This is a genomic window from Xanthomonas pisi DSM 18956 (genome assembly GCF_001010415.1).
Classification (GTDB): domain Bacteria; phylum Pseudomonadota; class Gammaproteobacteria; order Xanthomonadales; family Xanthomonadaceae; genus Xanthomonas; species Xanthomonas pisi.
On the sequence record NZ_JPLE01000020.1, the window covers coordinates 25,813 to 47,699 of the forward strand.

20 protein-coding genes are annotated in these 21,887 nt (G+C 66.3%); 13 read left to right on the forward strand and 7 right to left on the reverse strand.

Annotated features, from left to right (window positions below):
• Window positions 1-172 precede the first annotated feature (172 nt).
• A complete protein-coding gene (locus Y887_RS05825) occupies window positions 173-2,053 on the reverse strand; it encodes an ABC transporter ATP-binding protein (RefSeq protein WP_046963442.1) in 1,881 nt (626 codons plus the stop codon).
• Between the two features lie 239 nt (window positions 2,054-2,292).
• Between Y887_RS05825 and Y887_RS05830 the strand changes: the two genes are divergently transcribed.
• From Y887_RS05830 to Y887_RS05845, 4 genes are all read left to right on the forward strand, one after another.
• Entirely contained in the window at window positions 2,293-3,810 is a 1,518-nt protein-coding gene (locus tag Y887_RS05830) for a fumarate hydratase (protein ID WP_046963443.1), read from the forward strand.
• A gap of 333 nt (window positions 3,811-4,143) precedes the next feature.
• The gene (locus Y887_RS05835; protein WP_046963444.1) at window positions 4,144-4,569 is read left to right on the forward strand and encodes a hypothetical protein; all 426 of its coding nucleotides are present in this window, start codon (window positions 4,144-4,146) and stop codon (window positions 4,567-4,569) included.
• A gap of 13 nt (window positions 4,570-4,582) precedes the next feature.
• Complete coding sequence (locus tag Y887_RS05840; RefSeq protein WP_046963445.1) at window positions 4,583-5,218, forward strand: glutathione S-transferase family protein; 636 nt, start codon at window positions 4,583-4,585, stop codon at window positions 5,216-5,218.
• A gap of 111 nt (window positions 5,219-5,329) precedes the next feature.
• Entirely contained in the window at window positions 5,330-6,046 is a 717-nt protein-coding gene (locus Y887_RS05845) for a carbonic anhydrase (RefSeq protein ID WP_181112907.1), read from the forward strand.
• 182 nt (window positions 6,047-6,228) lie between these two features.
• On the opposite strand, the gene Y887_RS05850 is transcribed toward Y887_RS05845, so the two are convergent.
• Both Y887_RS05850 and Y887_RS05855 read right to left on the reverse strand, forming a co-directional pair.
• Window positions 6,229-7,359, reverse strand: coding sequence for a phospholipase A (locus tag Y887_RS05850; RefSeq protein ID WP_046963447.1), 1,131 nt, complete (start codon window positions 7,357-7,359; stop codon window positions 6,229-6,231).
• 210 nt (window positions 7,360-7,569) lie between these two features.
• Complete coding sequence (locus Y887_RS05855; RefSeq protein WP_046963448.1) at window positions 7,570-8,055, reverse strand: DUF456 domain-containing protein; 486 nt, start codon at window positions 8,053-8,055, stop codon at window positions 7,570-7,572.
• A 228-nt stretch (window positions 8,056-8,283) separates the two neighbouring features.
• Here Y887_RS05855 and Y887_RS05860 point away from each other — a divergent pair, with 228 nt between their 5' ends.
• Window positions 8,284-8,499 carry a cold-shock protein gene (locus Y887_RS05860; protein ID WP_003483561.1) on the forward strand — a complete coding sequence of 72 codons (216 nt, stop codon included), beginning with the start codon at window positions 8,284-8,286 and terminating at the stop codon, window positions 8,497-8,499.
• A gap of 91 nt (window positions 8,500-8,590) precedes the next feature.
• Here the strand turns inward: Y887_RS05860 and Y887_RS05865 are convergent, their stop codons facing one another.
• Together Y887_RS05865 and Y887_RS05870 are read right to left on the reverse strand one after the other, a co-directional pair.
• Window positions 8,591-9,073: a glycine zipper 2TM domain-containing protein gene (locus Y887_RS05865; RefSeq protein WP_046963449.1), complete on the reverse strand. Its 483-nt coding sequence runs from the start codon at window positions 9,071-9,073 to the stop codon at window positions 8,591-8,593.
• A gap of 130 nt (window positions 9,074-9,203) precedes the next feature.
• Window positions 9,204-9,638 carry a hypothetical protein gene (locus tag Y887_RS05870; protein ID WP_046963450.1) on the reverse strand — a complete coding sequence of 145 codons (435 nt, stop codon included), beginning with the start codon at window positions 9,636-9,638 and terminating at the stop codon, window positions 9,204-9,206.
• A 71-nt stretch (window positions 9,639-9,709) separates the two neighbouring features.
• Between Y887_RS05870 and Y887_RS05875 the strand changes: the two genes are divergently transcribed.
• Window positions 9,710-10,543 (forward strand): tRNA threonylcarbamoyladenosine dehydratase, encoded by an 834-nt coding sequence (locus Y887_RS05875; RefSeq protein WP_046963451.1) that lies wholly within the window; start codon window positions 9,710-9,712, stop codon window positions 10,541-10,543.
• A gap of 34 nt (window positions 10,544-10,577) precedes the next feature.
• Here the strand turns inward: Y887_RS05875 and Y887_RS05880 are convergent, their stop codons facing one another.
• The gene (locus Y887_RS05880; protein ID WP_046963452.1) at window positions 10,578-11,345 is read right to left on the reverse strand and encodes a TatD family hydrolase; all 768 of its coding nucleotides are present in this window, start codon (window positions 11,343-11,345) and stop codon (window positions 10,578-10,580) included.
• The gene (locus Y887_RS05885) at window positions 11,345-11,560 is read right to left on the reverse strand and encodes a DUF6116 family protein (RefSeq protein WP_046963453.1); all 216 of its coding nucleotides are present in this window, start codon (window positions 11,558-11,560) and stop codon (window positions 11,345-11,347) included. Before Y887_RS05885 ends, Y887_RS05880 begins: the two co-directional genes overlap by 1 nt.
• A 144-nt stretch (window positions 11,561-11,704) precedes the next feature.
• Here Y887_RS05885 and Y887_RS05890 point away from each other — a divergent pair, with 144 nt between their 5' ends.
• The 7 genes from Y887_RS05890 to Y887_RS05920 all read left to right on the forward strand — a co-directional run bounded on the left by Y887_RS05890 (window position 11,705) and on the right by Y887_RS05920 (window position 21,688).
• Window positions 11,705-12,496 (forward strand): glycine zipper 2TM domain-containing protein, encoded by a 792-nt coding sequence (locus Y887_RS05890; RefSeq protein ID WP_046963454.1) that lies wholly within the window; start codon window positions 11,705-11,707, stop codon window positions 12,494-12,496.
• Window positions 12,497-12,656: 160 nt separating this feature from the next.
• Entirely contained in the window at window positions 12,657-13,832 is a 1,176-nt protein-coding gene (locus Y887_RS05895) for an acyl-CoA dehydrogenase family protein (protein WP_181112904.1), read from the forward strand.
• A gap of 88 nt (window positions 13,833-13,920) precedes the next feature.
• Window positions 13,921-16,464: a DUF3857 domain-containing transglutaminase family protein gene (locus Y887_RS05900; RefSeq protein WP_046963484.1), complete on the forward strand. Its 2,544-nt coding sequence runs from the start codon at window positions 13,921-13,923 to the stop codon at window positions 16,462-16,464.
• A 154-nt stretch (window positions 16,465-16,618) separates the two neighbouring features.
• Complete coding sequence (locus Y887_RS05905) at window positions 16,619-17,263, forward strand: glutathione S-transferase family protein (RefSeq protein ID WP_046963455.1); 645 nt, start codon at window positions 16,619-16,621, stop codon at window positions 17,261-17,263.
• Window positions 17,264-17,303: 40 nt separating this feature from the next.
• A complete protein-coding gene (asnB, locus tag Y887_RS05910; protein ID WP_046963456.1) occupies window positions 17,304-19,244 on the forward strand; it encodes an asparagine synthase (glutamine-hydrolyzing) in 1,941 nt (646 codons plus the stop codon).
• Window positions 19,245-19,483: 239 nt separating this feature from the next.
• Window positions 19,484-20,038, forward strand: coding sequence for an NADPH-dependent FMN reductase (locus Y887_RS05915; RefSeq protein WP_046963457.1), 555 nt, complete (start codon window positions 19,484-19,486; stop codon window positions 20,036-20,038).
• 219 nt (window positions 20,039-20,257) lie between these two features.
• Window positions 20,258-21,688, forward strand: coding sequence for a replicative DNA helicase (locus Y887_RS05920; protein WP_046963458.1), 1,431 nt, complete (start codon window positions 20,258-20,260; stop codon window positions 21,686-21,688).
• Window positions 21,689-21,887 lie beyond the last annotated feature (199 nt).

Consider the following 21,887-nt stretch of genomic DNA (forward strand, 5'->3'; position numbering starts at 1 on the left):
GCCAATTCTACCTCAAGCCGGCCAAATGAGAGGGGCTCTCATTTGGCCGGCCGGGATTCGGGAGTCGGGATTGGGGATTCGCAAGAGCAGATCCTGGGTCCTGGACGCATCGGGCTCGCGGATGAGCCGGCAGCTCTTACCAATCCCCAATCCCGAATGCCGATTCCCGGCCTCACCGATACCCCGCCGCCTGCAACTCGAACAGCTCCGCATAGCGCCCGCCCTGGGCCATCAGTTCGGCATGGGTGCCGTTGGCTTCGATGCGGCCGGCGGCCAGCACCAGGATGCGGTCGGCCATGCGCACGCTGGAGAAGCGGTGCGAGATCAGCACCGCGGTGCGGTTGTCCGACAGTTCCTTGAAGCGCTGGAACACCTCGAACTCGCTGCGCGCATCCAGTGCGGCGGTGGGTTCGTCCAGGATCATCAGCTGCGCATCGCGCATGTAGGCGCGTGCGATGGCGATCTTCTGCCACTGCCCGCCGGACAGATCCACGCTGTTCTTGAAGCGTCGGCCGATCAATTGGTCGTAGCCATCGGGCAGGCTGTCGATCAGCTCGCCGGCCATTGCGCGCTGCGCAGCGGCCTGGATGCGCGGCGTATCGTCCATCGCATCGACCTGGCCCACGCCGATGTTCTCGCCCACGCTCAGGTGGTAGCGCACGAAGTCCTGAAAGATTACCCCCAGGTTGGCGCGCAGATCGTCCAGGTCGTAGTCGCGCAGGTCCTGCCCATCGAGCAGGATGCGGCCTTCGTCCGGGTCGTACAGCCGCGCCAGCAGCTTGACCAGGGTGGTCTTGCCGGCGCCGTTTTCGCCGACCAGCGCCAGCACTTCGCCGGCGCGCAGTTCGAAATCCAGGTGCCGCACCGTCCATTGCTCGGCGTCCGGATAACGGAAGCCCACGTCCTCGAACACGAAGCCCTGACGGATCGGGCGCGGCACCGGCAAGGCATTGGGGCGCGAGCGGATCTCCGGCACGATGTTGAAGAACGAGTACAGATCGTCCAGATACAAGGCCTGGCCGGCGACCTGCGAAAAGCCGATCAACAGGCCTTCCAGCAACTGACGCAGGCGCAGGAAACTGCCGGCCAGAAAGGTCAGATCGCCGATGCTGAAATCGCCACGCACCGTGCGCCAGGCGATGTAGCCGTAGGCCATGTAGTAGCCCAAGGTGCCCAGCGCCGCCAGCAACGCTCCCCACAACGCACGCTTGCGCGCCAGTGCGCGGTTGGCCTGGAAGAACTTGTCGGCCAGGCGCCGGTACCGCGCGATCAGGAAGCGATGCAGGTTGAGGATCTTGACTTCTTTTGCGGTCTCCACGCTGGCGCCGACCTGGCGCAGGTAGTCGAGCTGGCGGCGCTCCGGCGTCCACTGGAAGTTGAGCGAATAGCCCAGCGCATTGAAGTGTGCCTCGCCGATGAAGGCCGGGATCAGCGCGATCGCCAGCAGCACGATCAACCACGGCGCATACACCACCAGGCCCACCGCCAGGCTGACCACGGTGATGGCGTCCTGCACCTGGCCGAACAATTGGCTCATCAGGTTCATGCGGTTCATGGTCTGGCGCCGCGCGCGATCGAGCTTGTCCTGGCGGTCGGGGTCTTCGAAGTCTTCCAGATCTAATTGGGCGGCATGTTCCATCAGCCGCACGCTGGCAGCGTTGTTGAACAGCTCCGACAACAGCGCATCGGCATACCCGACCATGCGCCCGAGCAGATCCGAACCGATCGCCAGCGCCAGTTCCAGCGCCAGCAATTCCAGCAAGCGGTTCAAGCGTCCGCTGCTCAATGCCTGGGTCAGGGACTCGAACGCCGGCGGCTGGCCGACCAGGTGGATCGCCTCGTCGATGATCAATTTGCCGATATACAGCGTGGCCACCGGCATCAACGCGCGCAGCACGCGCAGACCGATACTGCTGGCGCTCAACCAGCGGCTGGTCTGCCAGATCTGGCGCAGGAACGGGGGCAGATTACGCAGCGCATCCAGGCGCTCGCGCAGGGTAGGGCCGGTACGGGGAGCGGCGGGCGCGGCGGCGCCGGAACGGGAAGCTGACATCGCGCTAGTGTGCCGCGCGCGGCGTGGGTGCGGGGTGTTGGGATGCTTGGCAACGGGCGATCGCGCGGTGCACAGGCCGGTCGCAGCGCGCTTGGCGGGGTCGGCACCGGCGGCGCGGCGCCCGTCCTGGCAGGCGCGCCCGCTCCATCTGTCGATCGCTGCGATTGATGCCACATCCGGCCGCGCCCGCGGTTTGCTCTAAAATATGCCGATTGCCCCCGCCAGCCGTAGAGCCAGCCGTGACCTCGATCAAGCAGGAAGACCTCATCCAGTCCGTCGCCGATGCGCTGCAGTACATCAGCTACTACCACCCGGTCGACTACATCAGGAATCTGTCCGCCGCCTACGAGCGCGAAGAATCGCCGGCCGCCAAGGACGCCATCGCGCAGATCCTGATCAATTCGCGCATGTGCGCCGAAGGCCACCGCCCGATCTGCCAGGACACCGGCATCGTCACCGTGTTCCTGGAAATCGGCATGAACGTGCGCTGGGACGACGCCACCATGGGCGTGGAAGACATGGTCAACGAAGGCGTGCGTCGCGCTTACAACCATCCCGACAACAAGCTGCGCGCCAGCGTGCTGGCCGACCCGGCCGGCAAGCGCGCCAATACCAAAGACAATACGCCGGCGGTGGTCAACACCAAGATCGTGCCCGGCGACCATCTCGAGGTGATCGTCGCGGCCAAGGGCGGCGGCTCGGAGGCCAAGAGCAAGTTCGCCATGCTCAACCCGTCCGATTCCATCGTCGACTGGGTGCTCAAGACCGTGCCGACCATGGGCGCCGGCTGGTGCCCGCCGGGCATGCTCGGCATCGGCATCGGCGGTACTGCCGAGAAGGCGATGCTGCTGGCCAAGGAGGCGCTGATGGAGCCGATCGACATCGTCGACCTGCAGGCGCGCGGTGCCTCCAATCGCGCCGAAGAACTGCGGCTGGAACTCTACGAAAAGGTCAACGCGCTCGGCATCGGCGCGCAGGGCCTGGGCGGCCTGACCACGGTGCTGGACATCAAGGTCAAGGATTACCCGACCCACGCCGCCAACCTGCCGGTGGCGTTGATTCCCAATTGCGCCGCCACCCGCCATGCGCATTTCACCCTGGACGGCAGTGGCCCGGTGATGCTGGACCCGCCGTCGCTGGAAGACTGGCCCAAGCTCACCTACAACCCGACCAATGCGCGCCGGGTGAATCTGGACACCATCACCCGCGAGGAAGTCGCCAGCTTCAAGCCGGGCGAAGTGGTGCTGCTCAACGGCAAGCTGCTGACCGGCCGCGACGCTGCGCACAAGCGCATGATCGACATGCTCAACCGCGGCGAAAGCCTGCCGGTGGATTTCACCAACCGCTTCATCTACTACGTCGGCCCGGTCGATCCGGTACGCGACGAGGTAGTGGGCCCGGCCGGCCCGACCACCGCCACGCGCATGGACAAGTTCACCCGCCAGATGCTGGAACAGACCGGCCTGCTCGGCATGGTCGGCAAGTCCGAGCGCGGCGATGCGGCCATCGATGCGATCCGCGACAACAAGGCCGTCTACCTGATGGCGGTCGGCGGGTCGGCGTATCTGGTGTCCAAGGCGATCAAGGCCGCGCGCGTGCTGGCCTTCGAAGACCTGGGTATGGAGGCGATCTACGAATTCGAGGTCAAGGACATGCCGGTCACCGTGGCGGTGGATTCCACCGGCGAATCGGTGCACAAGACCGGCCCGCGCCAATGGCAATCGCGCATCGGCAAGATTCCGGTCGTGGTGGAATAACGGCAGTCGCAACCGGCCGCGCAGACCGTCGGCGCGGCGGTCTGCGCACGTTGGCGGAACAAGCGCGCAGACGCGCGCGTTTTCCGCATCCGCTGCATCCGCCTGACGACTGTGCGCGACAGTGCGCGCGTCAGCCGTGGTTGGAACGGCGAGGCGATGGCATGCCTTGCCGTTTGCTTGCAGGTCACCCGGCAGATGCAGCCAGGTACCGGCAGCGGGTCCAGTGCCGTCGGAGAGGCGGCATCTGCGATCTCTCGTCAGGGAAGACAGGCGTGGCTGCACGGGAACCGGCTATGCTCGCCGTACCCGCCGTTGGTCTTGAGGAGAACAGGAATGCTCCGACTCGTCTGCGTCGCGCTGTTGTCGTGCCTGAGCCTGAGCTCGGCGGCGCAGCAGCAGAAGGCACCCACGGTGCTGTTTCCCTCGCGCAACTACGCGCCGCCACCTGCCGCCCCGGTGCCATTCGCAGAGCGTAATCCGCTCAAGACAGGCGACGCTGCGACACGCTTCAATGGCCCCTCGGCTGCGGATCGCTGTATCGCGCAGTGCAATAGCAGCGCTCGACAATGCCGCGCCGACCGGCCCAGCGAGTCCAGTTGCAGCAGCAGGGCAGCGCCGCGCGGAAAGCGCTGCGACGACGTGCAGAATCCGGCGCAACGAGCCAACTGCATGGCGCAGGTCTTCGATTGCACCCAGCAAAGCGACGACAATCACTGCGAACCGCGCAAGCTCGCCTGCCTGCGCGCCTGTACCAACTGACCCGAGACCCCGCATGGCCGCCACGCTCTACCACACCCCCAGTACCGCCGCCCTGGTCCTCCATTGGCTGTTGATCGAACTGGACGTTGCGCACGTACTGCATCCGCTGGATTTCGAACGCGGCGAGCAAAAGGCGCCGGAGTATCTGGCGCTCAACCCGGCCGGGGTGGTGCCGACCCTGGTGCTGGACGGGCAGGTCCTCACCGAAGCGGCCGCCATCGTCATGCACCTGGCCGATCTCTACCCGCACGCCGGGTTGGCGCCGCCGGTCGCCACGCCCGAGCGCGCGGCGTACTCCACGTGGATGTTTTTCTGCGCCAATACCTTGCAGCCGGCGTATCGCGCCTGGTTCTACCCGCACGAGCCGGCCGGCGCCGCGCACGTCGATGCAGCGCAGGCGCAAGCACGCAACAAGCTGGAAGCGGCCTGGACCCAGGTCGATGCGCATCTGCAGGCACACGGGCCGTATCTGCTCGGCCAGACGCTATCGGCCGCCGATTTCATGCTGACCATGTTGATGCGCTGGTCGCGCAACATGCCGCGTCCGACCGATACCTGGCCGGCGCTGAAGGCGCATGCGCAGCGTATGAAGGCGCGCCCGGCGTTTCAGGAAACCTATCGTCGCGAGGGTATAGCGGACTGGACCTGAACCCGCGGCGCGTGGGCGCGAAGTCATGTCCGGATAACCTCCCTGGTAGGCATTTGCCGCGCCGGCCGCGTAGTAGCATCGCGAGACCAACCAGAGAGCAGGGGCTCGTCCATGTCGCATTCCGCATCCCGCCGAAAATTGCTGCAGTGCGCCTGTTGCGCGCCGATCGCGGCCGCTGCCGCATCCCTCCCGTTCGCGGTACGCGCGGCGGCACCCTCGAAAAAGACCGATCTCAACGCCGAACAGGCGCTGCAGGTGCTGCGCGACGGAAACGCGGCCTTCGTCGAGAATCGCCCCAAAAAGGTCATTTCCGACAGCAAGCGGCGTCTGGAACTGGCGCTCGGGCAGACTCCCTTCGTGATCCTGGTGTCGTGCTCGGACTCGCGCGTGCCGCCGGAGCTGCTGTTCGGCCGCGGCCTGGGTGAGATGTTCATCGTGCGCAACGCCGGTAATACCGTGGACACCACCGCGCTTGGGTCGATCGAATATGCGGTGAGCCAGCTCGGCGTGCCGCTGGTGGTGGTGATGGGCCACGAAAGTTGCGGCGCAGTGGCGGCTGCGGTGTCGGTTGTCGAACAGAATGCCTTCTTTCCCGGCGCGATCGGCTCCATGATCGAACCCATCGTCCCGGCCGTGCTGGCCGCCAAGAGCAAGGGCGGCGACGACCTGCTCGCCGCCTCGGTCAAGGCCAACGTCAAGCGCACTGTCGATCGCCTGCGCGGCGCCTCCGAACCGGCATTGCTCGAACCGCTGCGCACAGGCGCATGTCGGGTGGTGGGCGCCTACTACACGTTGAAGGACGGCAAGGTGGATTTCTTCGACGTCTGAGTCGCCGCCTGAAACAGGGCGGCAGCGTCTTCCGCCGTCCCTGTTTGCGTGCGGTAACCGCGACACAAAAAAGCCGGCATCGCTGCCGGCTTTTTCATTGCAGTCCCCCACATCGCTCAGGTCGACACAGACTCCAGCGCGTGGTCAGGCTGCGACAGGCGTTATCCGTACCGCCAGCGCCGTCAGAACCACTCCAGCAACGACACGCCCAGGCCGATGTAGGTGGCCTTGTGGTTGTAGTCGATCAGGCTTTCGCCGTAGCCGTCGAACACCTGCACATGGCCGCGCAGCAGGTTGGTGATGGGGAAGCCGTAATCTAGCTGCACCGAACCGTGCGAGCGGTCGCCGCCACGCAGCGAATGCCGCGCGATCAACGCAAATTCGTGGCCGTCCTTGTTGTAGACCAGGGTCGCGTCGCCGCGGCCCATGTAATCCTCGATGTCGGGATTGTTGTCGTCGGCACGGTCTTCCTTGATGCGGAACCACGGGCGCAGCGTCAGCGCCCAGTTTTCGCGATCCAGGCCGATGTTGAGGATCACCCGGTTCCAGGAGCGCGACAGCGGATCTTCGCGGCCGTTGGACATGTGGTTGAGGCTGATGCCGCTCATGCGGCCCTTCCAGCCGAACAGGCTGTAGTTGTTGCGGAACACCAGCATCGCTTCCGGCTCGTAATTGGTTTCGCGGAACGGGCGCGAGGCATCGGTGTTGTAGGCCTGCCAACGCGAACTCTGGGTGTAGCCCATCCAGATGTCGCCGTTGTCGCCGAACAGGTCTTCGACCACCTTGGTCTTGAAGCTCAGCTGGAACTTCAACTCGGCGCTATCCAGTTGCTGTGGCGTGCTGACCGAGTTGGCCGGGTTCGGCGATTGTGGCGTACGGTTGGTGTCGCTGGTCCAGAACGCCGGCAGCAGATAGACCGGCTTGTAGCCACGCAGCTGGAACGTGCCCAGCTTGGAGTCCTTGGCCAGTTCCCAGCGGCGATCCAGCAGCGAACCGCGGCCGGCATTGGCGACCGCTTCTTCCTTCGGCTGGTCCTGGCCGTCGGCGCGGAAGAAATCGCCCATGCGGCTGATCTTGCGGGTGTCGTCCGCCTTGGCGGCCTGCTTGGCCAACTGCGCTGCGGCATCTGCCTCCTGCACAGCCTGCGGGGTATAACCCAGCGCCTGGTCGTAGCACGCCAGGCGCGCGGCATCCGAAGTCACGGAGGTACAGGCCTGCGGCGACGCCGGCTGCGGAGCGATTTCCTGGCCATGCGCCAGTGGCGCAGCGGCCAGGGCGATCAGCATCAGGGGACGGGTGCGGTGCTTGGGCATGGGCAGTCTGGCCGAGTGTAGGCGCCAGGCAGGCGCGTCAGGCGCGTAGCTTAACGGTCGCGTCTGCATACGCCGTGTGTACACGGCGGCATAACATCTATGGCGTTGCGACCAGGCGGGTGTCGCTACGCTGGTGGGGCGTTGCTGAGACCCGGTCTGCACGCCCGGTGCGACAGCGGCCGTGCCGGCCCGGGATCTGCAATGGATGGGTCAGAAGAACCAGGCGATCGCAAACACGCCCAACATGCACATGCCCAGGGCCAGCTTGGTGGCCGTGCCCAGCATGATGCCGACCCAGGTGCCGAAGCCGACCTTGGTGGCCTGGCCGGTCTTGCGGGTCTGGTAGTACTCGCCCAACCACGCGCCGGCGAACGGGCCGACGAACAAGCCGATCGGCATGAAGAAAATCCCGGCGATGGCACCGATCACCGACCCCCACATCGCCATCTTGCTGGCTCCCACGCGCTGCGCGCCGTAGAGGGTGGCGAGGAAGTCGATGACGAACGACAGTGCGGTGATCAACCCGAGTAGCACCAGCGCGACCCAGCCGACATGGGTGAACCCGTCTGCCCAGGCCGCCACCAACAGTCCGGCAAAGACCAGCGGCAAGCCCGGCAGTGCGGGCAGGATGACGCCGGCAAGACCCACCAGCACCAGCACGCCAGCCAGCACGTAATAAACGACAGTCGTGTCCATGATGGTCTAGAAATGTCCTGTTTCAGGCTTGACAAAAACGCGCAAAGAGTGCTTGAAAATTCGTTTTGTGCGGGTTAAGTTGCAGCCGCTGCTGTTTGCAAAGGTCACCGTGAATCGTGGCCTGATGCGGTAGATCGCCCGATCCGCTACATCCTTGTACCTCGCTTCCTCCTTGCAATCACAGCTGCCACCGCCAGTCCATCACAGTGTCGTAGGGAGTCAGTCGAGATGTCCAACATCGAACGCGAGAATGGTGTCGTGAAGTGGTTCAACGATGCCAAGGGCTTTGGATTCATCAGCCGCGAAAACGGCGAAGACGTCTTCGTCCATTTCCGCGCCATCCAGATCCAGGGCTTCAAGAGTCTCAAGGAGGGGCAGAAGGTCAGCTTCACCGTCGTGCAAGGCCAGAAGGGCCTGCAGGCCGATGCGGTGCAGGTGGTCTGAGCCGCTGCAGTGCGGGTGATGCCTCACGCGCCCAGCAAAAAGGCCCGTTACCGGGCCTTTTTGTTGTCCGCACCTTGGTGGCAGCCGCTGCTCAGCGCAGCACCACCTTGCCGTTGACCACGCGCACATAGGCGTTTTCGCGCACGCCGGCCAGGTCGCGCTGGTTCACCACGATGACGCGGCCATCGTCCATGCGCACCTGCACATCGAAGCTCTCGCTGGTGACGTTGTTCTGGATGGCATTGCCCGCCAGCGCACCGGCAGCGGCACCGGCCACGGCCGAGACATTCTTGTTGCCCTTGCTGCCGCCGGTTTCCTTGGAAATCTGGCGGCCGGCAACTGCGCCGACGATGCCGCCGAGCACCGCGCCGGTGCCGGTGGGCGCCGTGCGGGTGGGGCCGACTTCATCGATGCGGGTGACGATGCCGCAATCCACGCAGCGCGGCGCCGGTTGGGAATAGCCCTGGTCGTAGCCGCGGTCGCCGCGATAGCTGCCGTACTGGGGCTGGGACGTGGCGCAGCCGACCAGGGTCGCGGTCGCAGCCAGGCCGATAACAAGCAGTCGGGTTTTCATGAGGTGTCTCCAGTGGGTCGACAAGGCGGTCGGGGCCGCGGCGACGTCATCCTGTGTTGGTCCAGGTGAACGGTCTGCCAACTGGATCACTCCAGGCTTAACGAAACCCGAGCGCCGCCTTCATCCAGCCTCATCGAAAGTCGCGGTGACACGCCTGGCAGGTTTCTGAAATCTGCCGCTTGATCGGCACGAATGCCGCGCAGCTGGACGGCGCGCTGCGCTGCGCCTGCGCCTGCGCCAGTGCAACACGCAGTGCCTGGGCATGCTCGCCGAAGCGGCGGTCTTCGCCAGTCTGCGCAAATGCCGGTTCCAGTTCGTCGGCAAGCAAGCGCAGCGATTGCAGTCGCGCTTGCTGCTGCGCGGGGACGCAGGCCTCGCCCGGCGGCGGCTGCAGCGCGCGCAGTTGGTAGTCCAGCACCTGCATCAGGCTGTCGGGCAGCGGGTCGCGCCGCGCCTGCAACGCGCGCGCCACCATGACCGTGGTGATCAGCCCGATCAACACGCCCAGCACCAGCATGAAGGCGTAACGGGCCGCGCGCGATTGATTGGGAGGTGTGGCGGACATGAGGAACTGCTCCGGCAGGAAAGCCTACGATTGGGCGGACGCGCGCGCGGTGGCGCGCGTAAAATAGGCTGATGAAAGCACAATGGCGTGAACGCTTTGCCGGTATCGACCGGCTGTACGGAGTCGGCACGGTGGAGCGGTTGTCCGCCTGCCGCGTAGCGGTGGTGGGCATGGGGGGCGTGGGCTCGTGGGTGGTGGAGGCGCTGGCACGGACCGGCATCGGCCATCTCCGCCTGATCGATGCCGACGACCTGTGCGTGTCCAACACCAATCGGCAATTGCCGGCGCTGGCCGGGCAATACGGGCGCAACAAGGCGCGCGCCATGGCCGAACGCTGCGTGGCGATCAACCCGGAGATCGACGCCGAGGCGGTAGAGGCGTTTCTCACCACCGGCAATATCGAAACCCTGCTGGGCGACGGCCTGGATCTGGTGATCGACGCCTGCGACAGTTTCCGGGTCAAGGTGGAAACCATCGCCTGGTGCCGCCGCCGCAAGCTGCCGCTGCTCACCGTGGGCGCTGCCGGCGGGCGCACCGATCCCACCCTGGTGCGGGTACGCGATGTCTCGCGCACCGAACACGACGCGATGCTGGCGCTGATCCGCAAGAAGCTGCGCAGCGAGTTCAACTTCCCCAAGAATCCGCAGCGCTATTTCGGCGTGCCGGCGGTGTACTCGCTGGAGAACGTCAAATATCCGCAGGCCGATGGCAGCGTCTGCGGCATCCGCCCGCAACTGGATGCCGACGCCACGCTCAAGCTGGATTGCGGAGCCGGGCTGGGCGCAGCCACGCATATCACCGGAACGTTCGCGTTTGTGGCGGTTGGCAAGGCGCTGGAGATGTTGCTCAAGCCCAAGGCCGCTGCGTCCAAGCCGGTGGCCGAGGTCGCTGACGCTTCGCCGTAATCGCATGCGCACACTGCGGCGGCTGCTTGCCTGATCAGCCCGGCAAGCCGAACAGGGCGCGTGCGTTGGCCGTGGTCTGTGCGGCGATGCGCTCGACGTCTTCGCCGCGCAGCTGCGCGATGCAGTCCACTACCGTCCGCAGCGCGGCCGGCTCGTTGCGCTCGCCGCGGATGCTGGCATCGGGTTGATCGGGTGCGTCGGTTTCCAGCAGCAGGTGCTGCAACGGCATGGTTGCGGCCAGGCCGCGCAGGCGATTGGCGCGCGGGTAGGTGACCGGCCCGCCCAGGCCGATCATGAAACCCAGTTTCCACAATTGCTGCGCCTGTTCGGGGCTGCCGGCAAAGCTGTGCACCACGCCGCGCAGGCCGCCGACGGCCTTGATGCGGGCGATGACTTCCTCGGTGGCGCGGCGCGCGTGCACGATCAGCGGCAGGTCGTGGCGCTTGGCCAGGCGCAGCTGCCCATCGAAATAGTCGCGCTGGGCCTGCGCGTCCAGGCCTGGGAGATAGAAATCCAGCCCGCATTCGCCGATCGCACAGGGGCGCTCGCGCTCGATCCACTCGGCCAGCAGCTCCAGATGCTCGGGGCGGTGTTGATCCAGGAAGATCGGGTGCAGGCCATAGGCCGGATGCAGCCCCGGCGCCTGTTCACACACCGCACGCAAGCCCGGCCAGCTGGCGGCGGTGACGGCCGGCACCACCTGTTGCATGACGCCGGCTTGGCGCGCGCGCGCGATCACCGCAGGGCGGTCGTGGTCGAATTCACCCGCGTCCAGATGGCAATGGCTGTCGATCAACTCCATCAGTCGCGGTGCACCGGTGCCGGCAGCGGTGCCTTGCGGGTTTTCCAGTTCGCCAGCAGCAGCGTGGTCAGGCCGAACAGCAGTTCGTCCAGAAACGGGACCGGGTCCGGCAACGCCACATCGACCAGGAACAACGCCGCAGCCAGCTTGAACAGCGTGGGATAGCGCAACTTGCCCGCCCACTCCAGGGCACGCGCAGTCAGGGGATTTCGCATGCGAAGACTCCGGCTGTTAGAAGTGCATGAAGTAACCGCTAGCTGAACTTAACCGAGGCGTTCATGAGCGAGGGCGTTTTTGTTCAGGGTTCACGTGCTGGAATCACGCCGTCAACAACGCGGTGCGTCCGCAGGGAGCTGGTTATGAAGAGCAATACCACCACTATACTGGTCGCTGCAGGTGCTTTGCTGGTGGGAGGCGTGGCCACCGCCGCCTTCATGAATAACCGTCCGTCGTCGGGGGACTTCGTTGCCAACGGCGAGCCGGCGCCGCGCGGCCTGGAGTACGCCGACGTGGTCAAGGTCGCACCGATCACCCAGCGCGAGCCGCAGTACGCGCAGGTCGTCAACAGCGCCGCGATCCGCGAAACCACCACCAGCTCCTCGCCGCGCGAAGTGTGCCGCGACGTGGTGGTGCAGGAGCGTTTGCCCGAGCGCGACGGCAATGTCGGCGGCACGGTGGCCGGTGCGGTGATCGGCGGCCTGATCGGCAACCAGGTGGGCGGCGGCAACGGCCGCAAGCTGGCGACCGCCGCAGGTGCGGTGGGTGGCGGCTTCATCGGCAACCGGGTCGACCGCAATCATGTCGGTGGCCGCGTCGTCGATCGCACCGAACGCCAGTGCCATACCGAAAACGCCAATTCCAGTTCCTCGCGCGTGGTGGGCTACGACGTGACCTACCGCAATGCCGATGGCACCACCGGGACCATGCGCATGGACAGCAAGCCGGGCGAGCGTATCTCGCTGGGCGACGCCGATAACGTGGTGGCCTACGACGTGACCTACCGCTATGACGGTTTCGAAAAGACCGTGCGGATGAACGACAAGCCGGCGAGCGATCGTCTGCCGGTGGTCGACGGTCAGCTGGTGACCCAGACCGCGTCGACGGCCGGTGACCGGGGTGTCCGCGTGGATGCGGGCAGTACGCGCCAGTAATAAAACGCTGGCAGCTTTCCGTAAGGATCGCTGCGTCAGCAAGAAAAGAGCCGGCACTGCCGGCTCTTTTTGTTTTCAGGCCAGCGGTCAATCCCGTGCGCTGGACACGTCGCCGCCATGTTCGGCAGGCAACTGGCAGATAATCGCCGCTTCTCCTGTGGTGGAAGCCAGCATGCCGGTGCGTCCCGATGATCTGTTCGATGTCCGTGCGCTGCTGACCGACGAAGAGCGGGCGGTGCAGGACGCCGTCGCGCGTTTTACCGATACGCGGGTACTGCCGGCGATCGGCGATGCCTTCGATGCGGGGCGGTTCCCGCGCGAGTGGGTGCCGGAACTGGCGCAACTGGGATTGCTGGGGCCCAGCCTGCCGGTCGACGATGGCGGTGCAGGTCTGGGAGCGGTGTCCTACGGGCTGATCTGCCAGGAACTGGAGCGCGGCGACAGCGGCCTGCGCAGTTTCGTCAGCGTGCAGTCCTCGCTGTGCATGTATCCCATCCATGCCTATGGCAGCGACGCGCAACGCCAGCGCTGGTTGCCGGAGATGGCCGCCGGCCGCGTCATCGGCTGCTTCGGCCTGAGCGAAGCGCAAGGCGGCTCGGACCCTGCGGCCATGACCACCCGGGCAGTGCGCGATGGCGACGGCTGGCGCCTGAACGGCGCAAAGATGTGGATCACCAACGGCAGCATCGCCAGCCTGGCCATCGTCTGGGCGCACACCGACGATGGCGTGTGCGGGTTCCTGGTGGAAACCGCCAGCCCCGGTTTCACGGCGCAGGACATCGCCCACAAGATGAGCCTGCGCGCCTCGGTGACCTCGGCGCTGTTCCTGGATGACGTGTTCGTGCCGGAGCAGATGCGCCTGCCGAACGCGGCCGGGTTGAAGGCGCCGCTGGGTTGCCTCAATCAGGCGCGCTACGGCATCGCCTGGGGTGCGATCGGCGCGGCGGTGGCCTGCCTGCGCGAGGCGCTGGCGTATGCCGGCGAACGCATCCTGTTCGGCCGGCCGCTGGCGGCCACCCAGAGCGCGCAGATCAAGCTGGCCGATATGGCGCGGCGGATCTCCACCGCACAGTTGCTGGCGCTGCAGCTTGGCCGTCTGAAGGAGGCCGGGACGCTGCGGCCGGAACAGATCTCGCTGGCAAAGTGGAATAATTGCCGCATGGCGCTGGACGTGGCGCGCGAATGCCGCGACCTTCTGGGGGCGGCCGGCATCACCACCGAACATGTGGCGATCCGGCATGCGCTCAACCTGGAATCGGTGATTACCTACGAGGGCACCGAAACCGTGCACCAGCTAGTGGTGGGACGTGCGCTGACGGGACTCAATGCGTTTTGACGAGGAGTGGGTGTTGATCGGCAAGGATGTGGTGCGACGCCTGAGAGGCGTCTTCTGGACGCTGTGCGGGATCTGCGCGATTGCCGCGATCGTGATAGCGCCGGCGCAAGCGAACGAGGCGCCGAGCATGGCGCCGGCACCGGCATGGGTGGTGGCCGATGCGGTGCCCGACAGCGTGCCGGGTGCGAGCGGACTGCGCTATGAGCTGGTGTCCGATCAGGTCGATCTCACCGGCCCGGCGGTGCGCGCGTACCGCCGGTTGAGCTATACGGTGCAGCGCGCCAAGAGCCTGGACGAGGCCGGGCAGATCTCCATCGATTACCAGCCGCAGTATCAGACGTTGCAGCTCAACAGCCTGGATGTCTGGCGTGCGGGTCAGCGCATCGACATGCGCAGCCGCGCGCATTACGCCAAGCTGCGCCGCGAAAGCGGCCTGGAAGACGGTTTGATCGATGGCGCGCTGACGCTGTCGATCACCTTGCCGGACCTGCGCGTGGGCGACCGGGTCGATTACGGGGTGACCATCAGCGGCAGCAATCCGGTGTTCGGCAAGGGTTATTACGACGTGTTCGATGCGCGCTACGGCGTGCCGCTGGGCGAACGGCGGGTCCGTGTGCGCTATCCCGCCGACATGGCCTTGCAGTGGCGCATCAGCGCGCCGGGCTTCAGCCGCGCTGTCAGCAAGGCCGATGGGGTCACGTTGCTGAATATCGGGGCAAGCAACGTCGCCGCCGTGCAGGAGGAAAAAGGCGCTCCAGACGATGTGGACCCGTACGGGTTGATCGAAGTGTCCACGGCCGGCAACTGGGCGCGGGTGGCGGCGTGGGCCGCGCAGCTGTACCCGGATGCATTCCAGGATGCGCAGGTGGCTGCCAGCATGAGGCAGAGCCTGCGGCTGCGCAGCGACGATGCGCAAGGCGCACTGCTGCGTGCGGTGGCCTTCGTGCAGGGCGAGATCCGTTACGTCGGCCTGGACATGGGCGAGAACTCGCATGCCCCGCATGCGCCGGAAGTGACGTTGCGCAACCGCTACGGCGACTGCAAGGACAAGGCGACCTTGTTGATTGCGCTGCTGCAGTTGGCCGGCATCCGCGCCGAGCCGGTGCTGGTCAACAGCGACAAGGGCGCCACGCTGGACAAGCGCCTGCCGAGCCCCTACGCATTCGACCATGTTGTGGTGCGCGCACATCTGCCGCAGGGCGATGTGTGGGTGGACGCCACACGCGACCGCGAGGAAGGCCCGCTTGCGCAGCGTCGGCCGCTGCCGTTCGTGCGCGGATTGCCGGTCCTGGCCGGGCAGGACGCCCTGATCGACGTGCCGGCGCCGATGCCGACCTTGCCGCAGGTAGAAGTCGTTGAAGACATCGCGATTTCGCTGCGCAAACCGCAGCGCGTGGCCACCTTCAGCGTGGACACCACCTACCGGCAGGGACGCGGCGAACGGGTGGCGTCGAGTTTCGAAAACGATGGCGCGCAGGCGATGGGGGAGCGCTATCTGGAGTTCATGCAGCAGTACTACACCGCGCTGACACAGGTCGATGCGCCCACCATCGACGATAGCGATGCATTGAATGTGCGCACGCATGAAACCTATCGGCTGGAATGGCCGGCGGCAGAAGGCGACGAAGTGGGTTTCCCGCTGTTTCAGCTCGGCGACTGGATGGATAGCTTGCCCAAGGAGGCGCGCAAGAGCCCGCTGGCGTTGCGCGGGCCGCAGCTGGCACGGCAGACCGTGCGCGTGCAGGCAGACCCGGCGGCCAAGGTGGCTGCAGACACGCAGACCGTGTCCAACCCCTGGTTTCGCTTCTCGCGCACGATTGCGATGCGCGATGGCCGTATCGAGATCATCGGGCAATGGCAGCGCTTCGCCGACCGCATCCCCGCCAATCAGGTGGCGCGTGCGGCGGCCGACATGGAGCGCGCGCGCGACCTGCTGTACTTCAATCACGACCTCAAGCCGCAGCGGCGCAGGCAACCGACCGATTGGCGAGCGCTGAGCTACCCACTGGTCGGGTTGCTGGCATTGATCGTGCTGGTGCTGGGTTGCCTGGCCTGGTGGCGTGGCGGCGGCCTGGGCGGGCTGCTGTTCGATCCGCACGGCACGGTGCAGCGCATGCCGCAGCAGAGCGGTTTGCGCCGCAGCGCGTGGGCCGTGTTTGCGGTGACCACGCTGGTGTCGGCGTGGATGTGGCTGCAGGCCTTGCCATGGTGGATGCAGCTGGCCGGTGCGCTGGCCGTGGGAGCGGTGCTGGTGCTGGGTTGCGTGCTGCTCAAACAGCTGTTGCGCTGGATGGGTAGCGCAGCGCAGGTCGAGCGGCTGCTGCCGGCGATGGCGGGCAGCGTCTTGCCATGGCTGGTGTGCGTCCTTGCCGGGCTGGTCGCGCTCAAGGGCAGGCCGGCCCTGCTGCAGAGCGGTGCCAACGATCCGGCCGGCATGGCGCAGTTGTCGATGTGCGTGCTGCTGTTGATGCTGGGCGGGCTGTGGTGGTCGGTGTGCTCGGTTCAGGCCGTTGCCGGTGCCACCGGATGCGGGCGCACGCGCGCGTTCGGCGCCTGGGCCTTGACGCTGTCGCTGCTGGGTGTGGTCATCGCGGTGCTGGGCGTACCGGTGGCGATCGTGGCGACGGCCTGAGCTATGCCATCGCTGCAACGCCGCTGGCGATGGCAGCGATGGCAGCGATGGCAACGACGGCGGCAGGCGGCTGTCGTTGCATGCAAAGGGCTTTGCAAAGGCGCACAGGGCTGTGACACTGCCAGCCCCTCGTCGTTGCCGCGGAGCCAGCTTGATGTCGACCGTGCGTCCCCCGTTGACCGTGCATGGCATGTCCAGTTCCGGCAACTGCTACAAGGTGCGTCTGCTGCTGGAGCAGCTGGGTAGCCGCTATCACTGGGTCGAAGTGGACAGCGTGGCCGGGCAGACCCGCACACCGGACTACCTGGCCAAGAATCCCAACGGCAAGGTGCCGATGGTGGAACGCGACGACGGCCGCGTGCTGACCGAATCCAACGCGATCCTGTTCTGGCTGGCCGAAGGCACGCCATACCTGCCCACCGATGCGTGGCAGCGCGCGCAGGCGCTGAGCTGGATGTTCTTCGAGCAATACAGCCATGAGCCGTATCTGGCGGTGGCGCGTTTCATCAGCCTGTGGACACCGCGCGATGCATCGCGCCGCGCCGAACTGCCGCAGCTGCGCGTGCGCGGCGAACAGGCGCTGGCAGTGATGGAGCAGCATCTGCAGCAGCACGTCTGGTTCACCGGCAGCGACTACGGCATCGCCGATATCGCGCTGTTTGCGTATACCCATTGCGCCGAGGACGGCGGCTTCGATCTGGAGCGCTGGCCGGCGATCGGTGCCTGGCTGCAACGCGTCCAGGCCTTGCCCGGGTTTGTCGCAATGCCGGCGCCTGCATCCGCCTCGGTGAGCGCATGAGCGACATGCACGGCATCGGCCGCCCGCAGGAGCACTGACGATGTGCGGATTGGCAGGAATGCTGCTGGCGTCGCCGCGCTTGCATGGCGAGCAGCTCGATGCGCTGGTGCGACCGATGGGCGCGGCCCTGCGCCATCGCGGCCCCGACGATGCCGGCACCTGGTGCGATGCGCAGGCAGGTGTGGCATTGGCGCACCAACGGCTGAGCATCCTGGATCTGTCGCCGCTGGGCCATCAGCCGATGCGCTCGGCCGACGGCCGCTACGTGCTGGCCTATAACGGCGAGGTCTACAACTTTGCGCAACTGCGCGCCGCACTGGCCGCGCTGGGGCATCGCTTCCGCGGCCATTCCGATACCGAAGTGCTGCTGGCGGCGGTCGTGGAGTGGGGGCTGGACGACACCCTGAGCCGCTGCAACGGCATGTTCGCCATCGCGCTCTGGGACGCGCGCGACAACTGCCTGTTCCTGGCGCGCGACCGAGTCGGCAAGAAACCGCTGTATTACGGCTGGGCCGGCGACACGCTGGTGTTCGGTTCCGAACTCAAGGCGTTGTGGCAGCACCCGGACTTCGACAACGGCGTGGATCGCGATGCGCTGACCTTGCTGCTGCGGCTGGGCTATATCCCGGCGCCGGCCTGCATCCACGAGCGCACCTTCAAGCTGATGCCTGGCCGGGTGCTGCGGCTGGATGCGCAGACCGTGGCGGCCGGCGCGGCCGCGCATCGCCCCGACCAGGCGCAACAGCCGTTCTGGAATGCGCGCGAGGCGATGCAGCGCGCGCTGGCAGCGCCGTTCACCGGCAGCGATGCACAGGCCGAAGAGCAACTCGACGCAGTGCTGCGCGATGCGGTGGCGCTGCGCATGGTGGCCGATGTGCCGGTGGGCGTGTTCCTGTCCGGCGGCACCGACTCGTCCATCGTCACCGCGATGATGCAGGCGCAAAGCAGCCAGCCGGTGCACACCTTCAGCATCGGCTTCGAAGGGTCGCATCACGACGAAGCGCCGCTGGCGCGCGAAGTGGCCACGCATCTGCACACCGACCACACCGAGCTCTACGTCAGCGGCGCCGACGCGCTGGCAGTGGTGCCGACCCTGCCGGACATGTTCGACGAGCCCTTCGCCGATGCTTCGCAGGTGCCGACCGCACTCGTGGCGCGGCTGGCACGCGGCGGGGTGACCGTGGCGCTGTCCGGCGATGGCGGCGATGAATTGTTCTTCGGCTATGGGCGCTATCAGCGCGCACTGCGCAACTGGCGCATGCACGGCCTGGTGCCCGGCCCGCTGCGCCGCCTGATGGCGGTGGCGGCGCGCAGCAATGGCGAATCCTCGCGCACCGGCGGGCTGGCCGCGCTGGTGGCCGAAGCCGGCGCGCGTGGCATTGGCGACATCTACCGCAATCGCATTTCGCGCTGGCGCGATCCGGCCGCCGTGGTGCTGGGCGCCACCGAGCCGGACAGTTTCTACAGCCTTGCCGACCCGCTGCACGGCTCCGGCACTCCGGCCGACGCGATGATGCTGGCCGATTTCGCCGCCTATCTGCCCGACGACCTGCTGTGCAAGGTGGACCGCACCACCATGGCGGTGGGCCTGGAGGCGCGCGCGCCTCTGCTGGACTGGCGCGTGGCCGAATTCGCCTGGTCCTTGCCGCTGTCGCTCAAGTACCGCGACGGGGTCAGCAAGTACCTGCTCAAGCGCGTGCTGTGCCGCTACCTGCCCGACCAGATGGTGTATCGAGGCAAGCGCGGCTTCGGCGCGCCGGTCAGCGCGTGGCTGCGTGGCGACCTGCACGGCTGGGCGGACGATCTGCTGGCGCACGCCACCCTGGAGCGCGAAGGCGTGTTCGCCGCCGACACCGTGGCCGGGCTCTGGCGCGACTTCAACGGTGGCGAACGCAAATGGCATACGCACCTGTGGACGGTGCTGATGTTTCAGGCCTGGCAGGCGCATTGGCGCGCGCAACGCGCGGCCTTGACGCGCTGATCCCGGTCACGCGACCCAAGGCCGTGGTGCAGTGACCGCGCTGCGGCTGCCGGGTTGTTTGCGACGCTTGAAACTGCCGCTCGGACATCCGGCCGGCCAGGGGAGCGCCAGCGCCTTTCGGGCCGGCACCCCGCCGGTTGCGTGTCCCTGCGGTCGACCGCCCGGCGCCGAACGGCACTTCACCGGCTCTGAGCATCGCGCTGGGTAGGGTGGGGCTCGGTTTCCACGGAGCGTCCCCCATGAGCAAGATCACCATCGCCGTCCTGGTCGGCAGCCTGCGCGCAGAGTCCTACAACCGTCAGCTGGCGCGCGCACTGGAGCACCTGGCCGGCGACAAGGCCGTGTTCGAGTATGTGGAGATCGGCGATATCCCGCTGTACAACCAGGACCGCGACAGCGACTTCCCGGCGCAGGGCACGCGCCTGAAGCAGCAGATCCGCGCGGCCGATGCGGTGTTGTTCGTCACCCCCGAATACAACCGGTCCATTCCCGGCGTGCTCAAGAACGCCATCGATACCGGCTCGCGTCCTTACGGCGACAGCGCGTTCAGCGGCAAGCCGGCAGCGGTGGTGGGCATCTCGGTCGGTGCGATCGGCACCGCGACGGCGCAGCAGCATCTGCGTAACGTGCTGGCCTATCTGAACATGCATGTGCTCGGCCAGCCGGAGGTGTTCCTGCAGTACAAGGACGGCCTGTTCGGCCCGGACGACCAGATCGCCAATGCCGACAGCCGCAAGTTCCTGCAGGGCTTCGTCGACGCGTTTGTCGGCCTGGTCGCGCACCTCAAGCACTGAGTTGATCACAGCGTTGTGCCGGCCGGTGCGCTCGCCGGCAGGCTTGGCTGGCGCGCTGAAAGCCAGGCAGGGCAGGGATCGCGGCTGCTGCGACAGTGCTCGCGTACAAGCGTGATGCACTGGCTGTCCACCAGTTATCCACAGAGTTGTGCATGGTCGTCGGCGCCGTCGATGACTATGCTTCCTGCCCTCGTCTCCCCGCGTCAGGTTTGTCTGTCCATGTCCGCTCGTCCTGGTTTCCGTTCCAAGCGCAATCGCGATCGCGACGACGACGATTACGATCGTCCCGAGCCGCGGATTGACCAGTTGCGCGTGCCACCGCATTCGGTCGAGGCCGAGCAGGCGGTACTCGGCGGGCTGATGCTGGCGCCGGATGCGTTCGACCGGGTCAACGACCAGCTCACCGAAAACGACTTCTATCGACGCGACCATCGGCTGATCTACCGCGCGATTCGCGAATTGAACGAGAAGGATCGCCCGTTCGATGCGGTGACGCTGGGCGAGTGGTTCGAATCGCAGGGCAAGCTGGAGCAGGTCGGCGATGGCGCCTACCTGATCGAGCTGGCCAGCACCACGCCGTCTGCCGCCAATATCGCCGCATATGCGGAAATCGTCCGCGACAAGGCGGTGCTGCGGCAGCTGATCGAGGTGGGCACCACCATCGTCAACGACGGTTTTCAGCCGGAAGGCCGCGAGAGCGTGGAGCTGCTGTCGGCCGCGGAAAAGGCGGTGTTCAAGATTGCCGAGGCCGGTGCGCGCGGACGTACCGATTTCGTGGCGATGCCGGGCGCATTGAAGGACGCGTTCGAAGAGCTGCGCAACCGTTTCGAAAACGGCGGCAACATCACCGGTCTGCCTACCGGCTACACCGACTTCGACGCGATGACCGCCGGCCTGCAGCCGACCGACCTGATCATCCTGGCCGCGCGTCCGGCGATGGGCAAGACCACCTTCGCGCTGAACATTGCCGAGTACGCCGCGATCAAGTCCAAGAAGGGCGTGGCGGTGTTTTCGATGGAAATGTCGGCCTCGCAGCTGGCGATGCGTCTGATCTCTTCCAATGGCCGCATCAATGCGCAGCGCCTGCGCACCGGTGCGCTGGAAGACGAGGATTGGGCGCGCGTGACCGGCGCGATCAAGATGCTGAAGGAAACCAAGATCTTCATCGACGATACGCCTGGCGTGTCGCCGGAAGTGCTGCGCTCCAAGTGCCGCCGGCTCAAGCGCGAACACGACCTGGGTCTGATCGTGATCGACTACCTGCAGCTGATGTCGGTGCCGGGCAACAGCGAAAACCGCGCGACCGAAATTTCGGAAATCTCGCGTGGTCTCAAAGGGTTGGCCAAGGAGCTCAACGTGCCGGTGATCGCGCTGTCGCAGCTCAACCGCTCGCTGGAAACGCGCACCGACAAGCGCCCGGTGATGGCCGACCTGCGCGAATCCGGCGCGATCGAGCAGGACGCGGACATGATCGTCTTCATCTACCGCGACGATTACTACAACAAGGAAAATTCGCCGGACAAGGGCCTGGCCGAGATCATCATCGGCAAGCACCGTGGCGGCCCGACCGGGGCGTGCAAGCTCAAGTTCTTCGGCGAATACACCCGCTTCGACAATCTGGCGCACGATTCGGTGGGTAGCTTCGAGTAGCTGCCGTGCGACCGCTGCAGGCGCTCGTCAGTAGGCCTGGCCGGCAGTGGCGCGGCCATGGCGCCACACCGCATCGGCGATCGCGCAAGCAGCCGGCAGCGCCTGTGCAATCCATTGCGAGGCAACGTCGGTCCACGCGCATCGCAAGCCGATGCGCCCGCACCTCATAGCGAGCGGGCATCGCACCATCGTTGCGTTC

What these genes read in the sequence shown, in the direction of transcription:
- Y887_RS05825 (WP_046963442.1), bottom strand. Translation starts at nt 2,053, where the DNA reads ATGTCAGCTTCCCGTTCCGGCGCCGCCGCGCCCGCCGCTCCCCGTACC.
- Y887_RS05835 (WP_046963444.1), top strand. Translation starts at nt 4,144, where the DNA reads ATGCTCCGACTCGTCTGCGTCGCGCTGTTGTCGTGCCTGAGCCTGAGC.
- Y887_RS05840 (WP_046963445.1), top strand. Translation starts at nt 4,583, where the DNA reads ATGGCCGCCACGCTCTACCACACCCCCAGTACCGCCGCCCTGGTCCTC.
- Y887_RS05845 (WP_181112907.1), top strand. Translation starts at nt 5,330, where the DNA reads ATGTCGCATTCCGCATCCCGCCGAAAATTGCTGCAGTGCGCCTGTTGC.
- Y887_RS05850 (WP_046963447.1), bottom strand. Translation starts at nt 7,359, where the DNA reads ATGCCCAAGCACCGCACCCGTCCCCTGATGCTGATCGCCCTGGCCGCT.
- Y887_RS05855 (WP_046963448.1), bottom strand. Translation starts at nt 8,055, where the DNA reads ATGGACACGACTGTCGTTTATTACGTGCTGGCTGGCGTGCTGGTGCTG.
- Y887_RS05860 (WP_003483561.1), top strand. Translation starts at nt 8,284, where the DNA reads ATGTCCAACATCGAACGCGAGAATGGTGTCGTGAAGTGGTTCAACGAT.
- Y887_RS05865 (WP_046963449.1), bottom strand. Translation starts at nt 9,073, where the DNA reads ATGAAAACCCGACTGCTTGTTATCGGCCTGGCTGCGACCGCGACCCTG.
- Y887_RS05870 (WP_046963450.1), bottom strand. Translation starts at nt 9,638, where the DNA reads ATGTCCGCCACACCTCCCAATCAATCGCGCGCGGCCCGTTACGCCTTC.
- Y887_RS05875 (WP_046963451.1), top strand. Translation starts at nt 9,710, where the DNA reads ATGAAAGCACAATGGCGTGAACGCTTTGCCGGTATCGACCGGCTGTAC.
- Y887_RS05880 (WP_046963452.1), bottom strand. Translation starts at nt 11,345, where the DNA reads ATGGAGTTGATCGACAGCCATTGCCATCTGGACGCGGGTGAATTCGAC.
- Y887_RS05885 (WP_046963453.1), bottom strand. Translation starts at nt 11,560, where the DNA reads ATGCGAAATCCCCTGACTGCGCGTGCCCTGGAGTGGGCGGGCAAGTTG.
- Y887_RS05890 (WP_046963454.1), top strand. Translation starts at nt 11,705, where the DNA reads ATGAAGAGCAATACCACCACTATACTGGTCGCTGCAGGTGCTTTGCTG.
- Y887_RS05905 (WP_046963455.1), top strand. Translation starts at nt 16,619, where the DNA reads ATGTCGACCGTGCGTCCCCCGTTGACCGTGCATGGCATGTCCAGTTCC.
- asnB (WP_046963456.1), top strand. Translation starts at nt 17,304, where the DNA reads ATGTGCGGATTGGCAGGAATGCTGCTGGCGTCGCCGCGCTTGCATGGC.
- Y887_RS05915 (WP_046963457.1), top strand. Translation starts at nt 19,484, where the DNA reads ATGAGCAAGATCACCATCGCCGTCCTGGTCGGCAGCCTGCGCGCAGAG.
- Y887_RS05920 (WP_046963458.1), top strand. Translation starts at nt 20,258, where the DNA reads ATGTCCGCTCGTCCTGGTTTCCGTTCCAAGCGCAATCGCGATCGCGAC.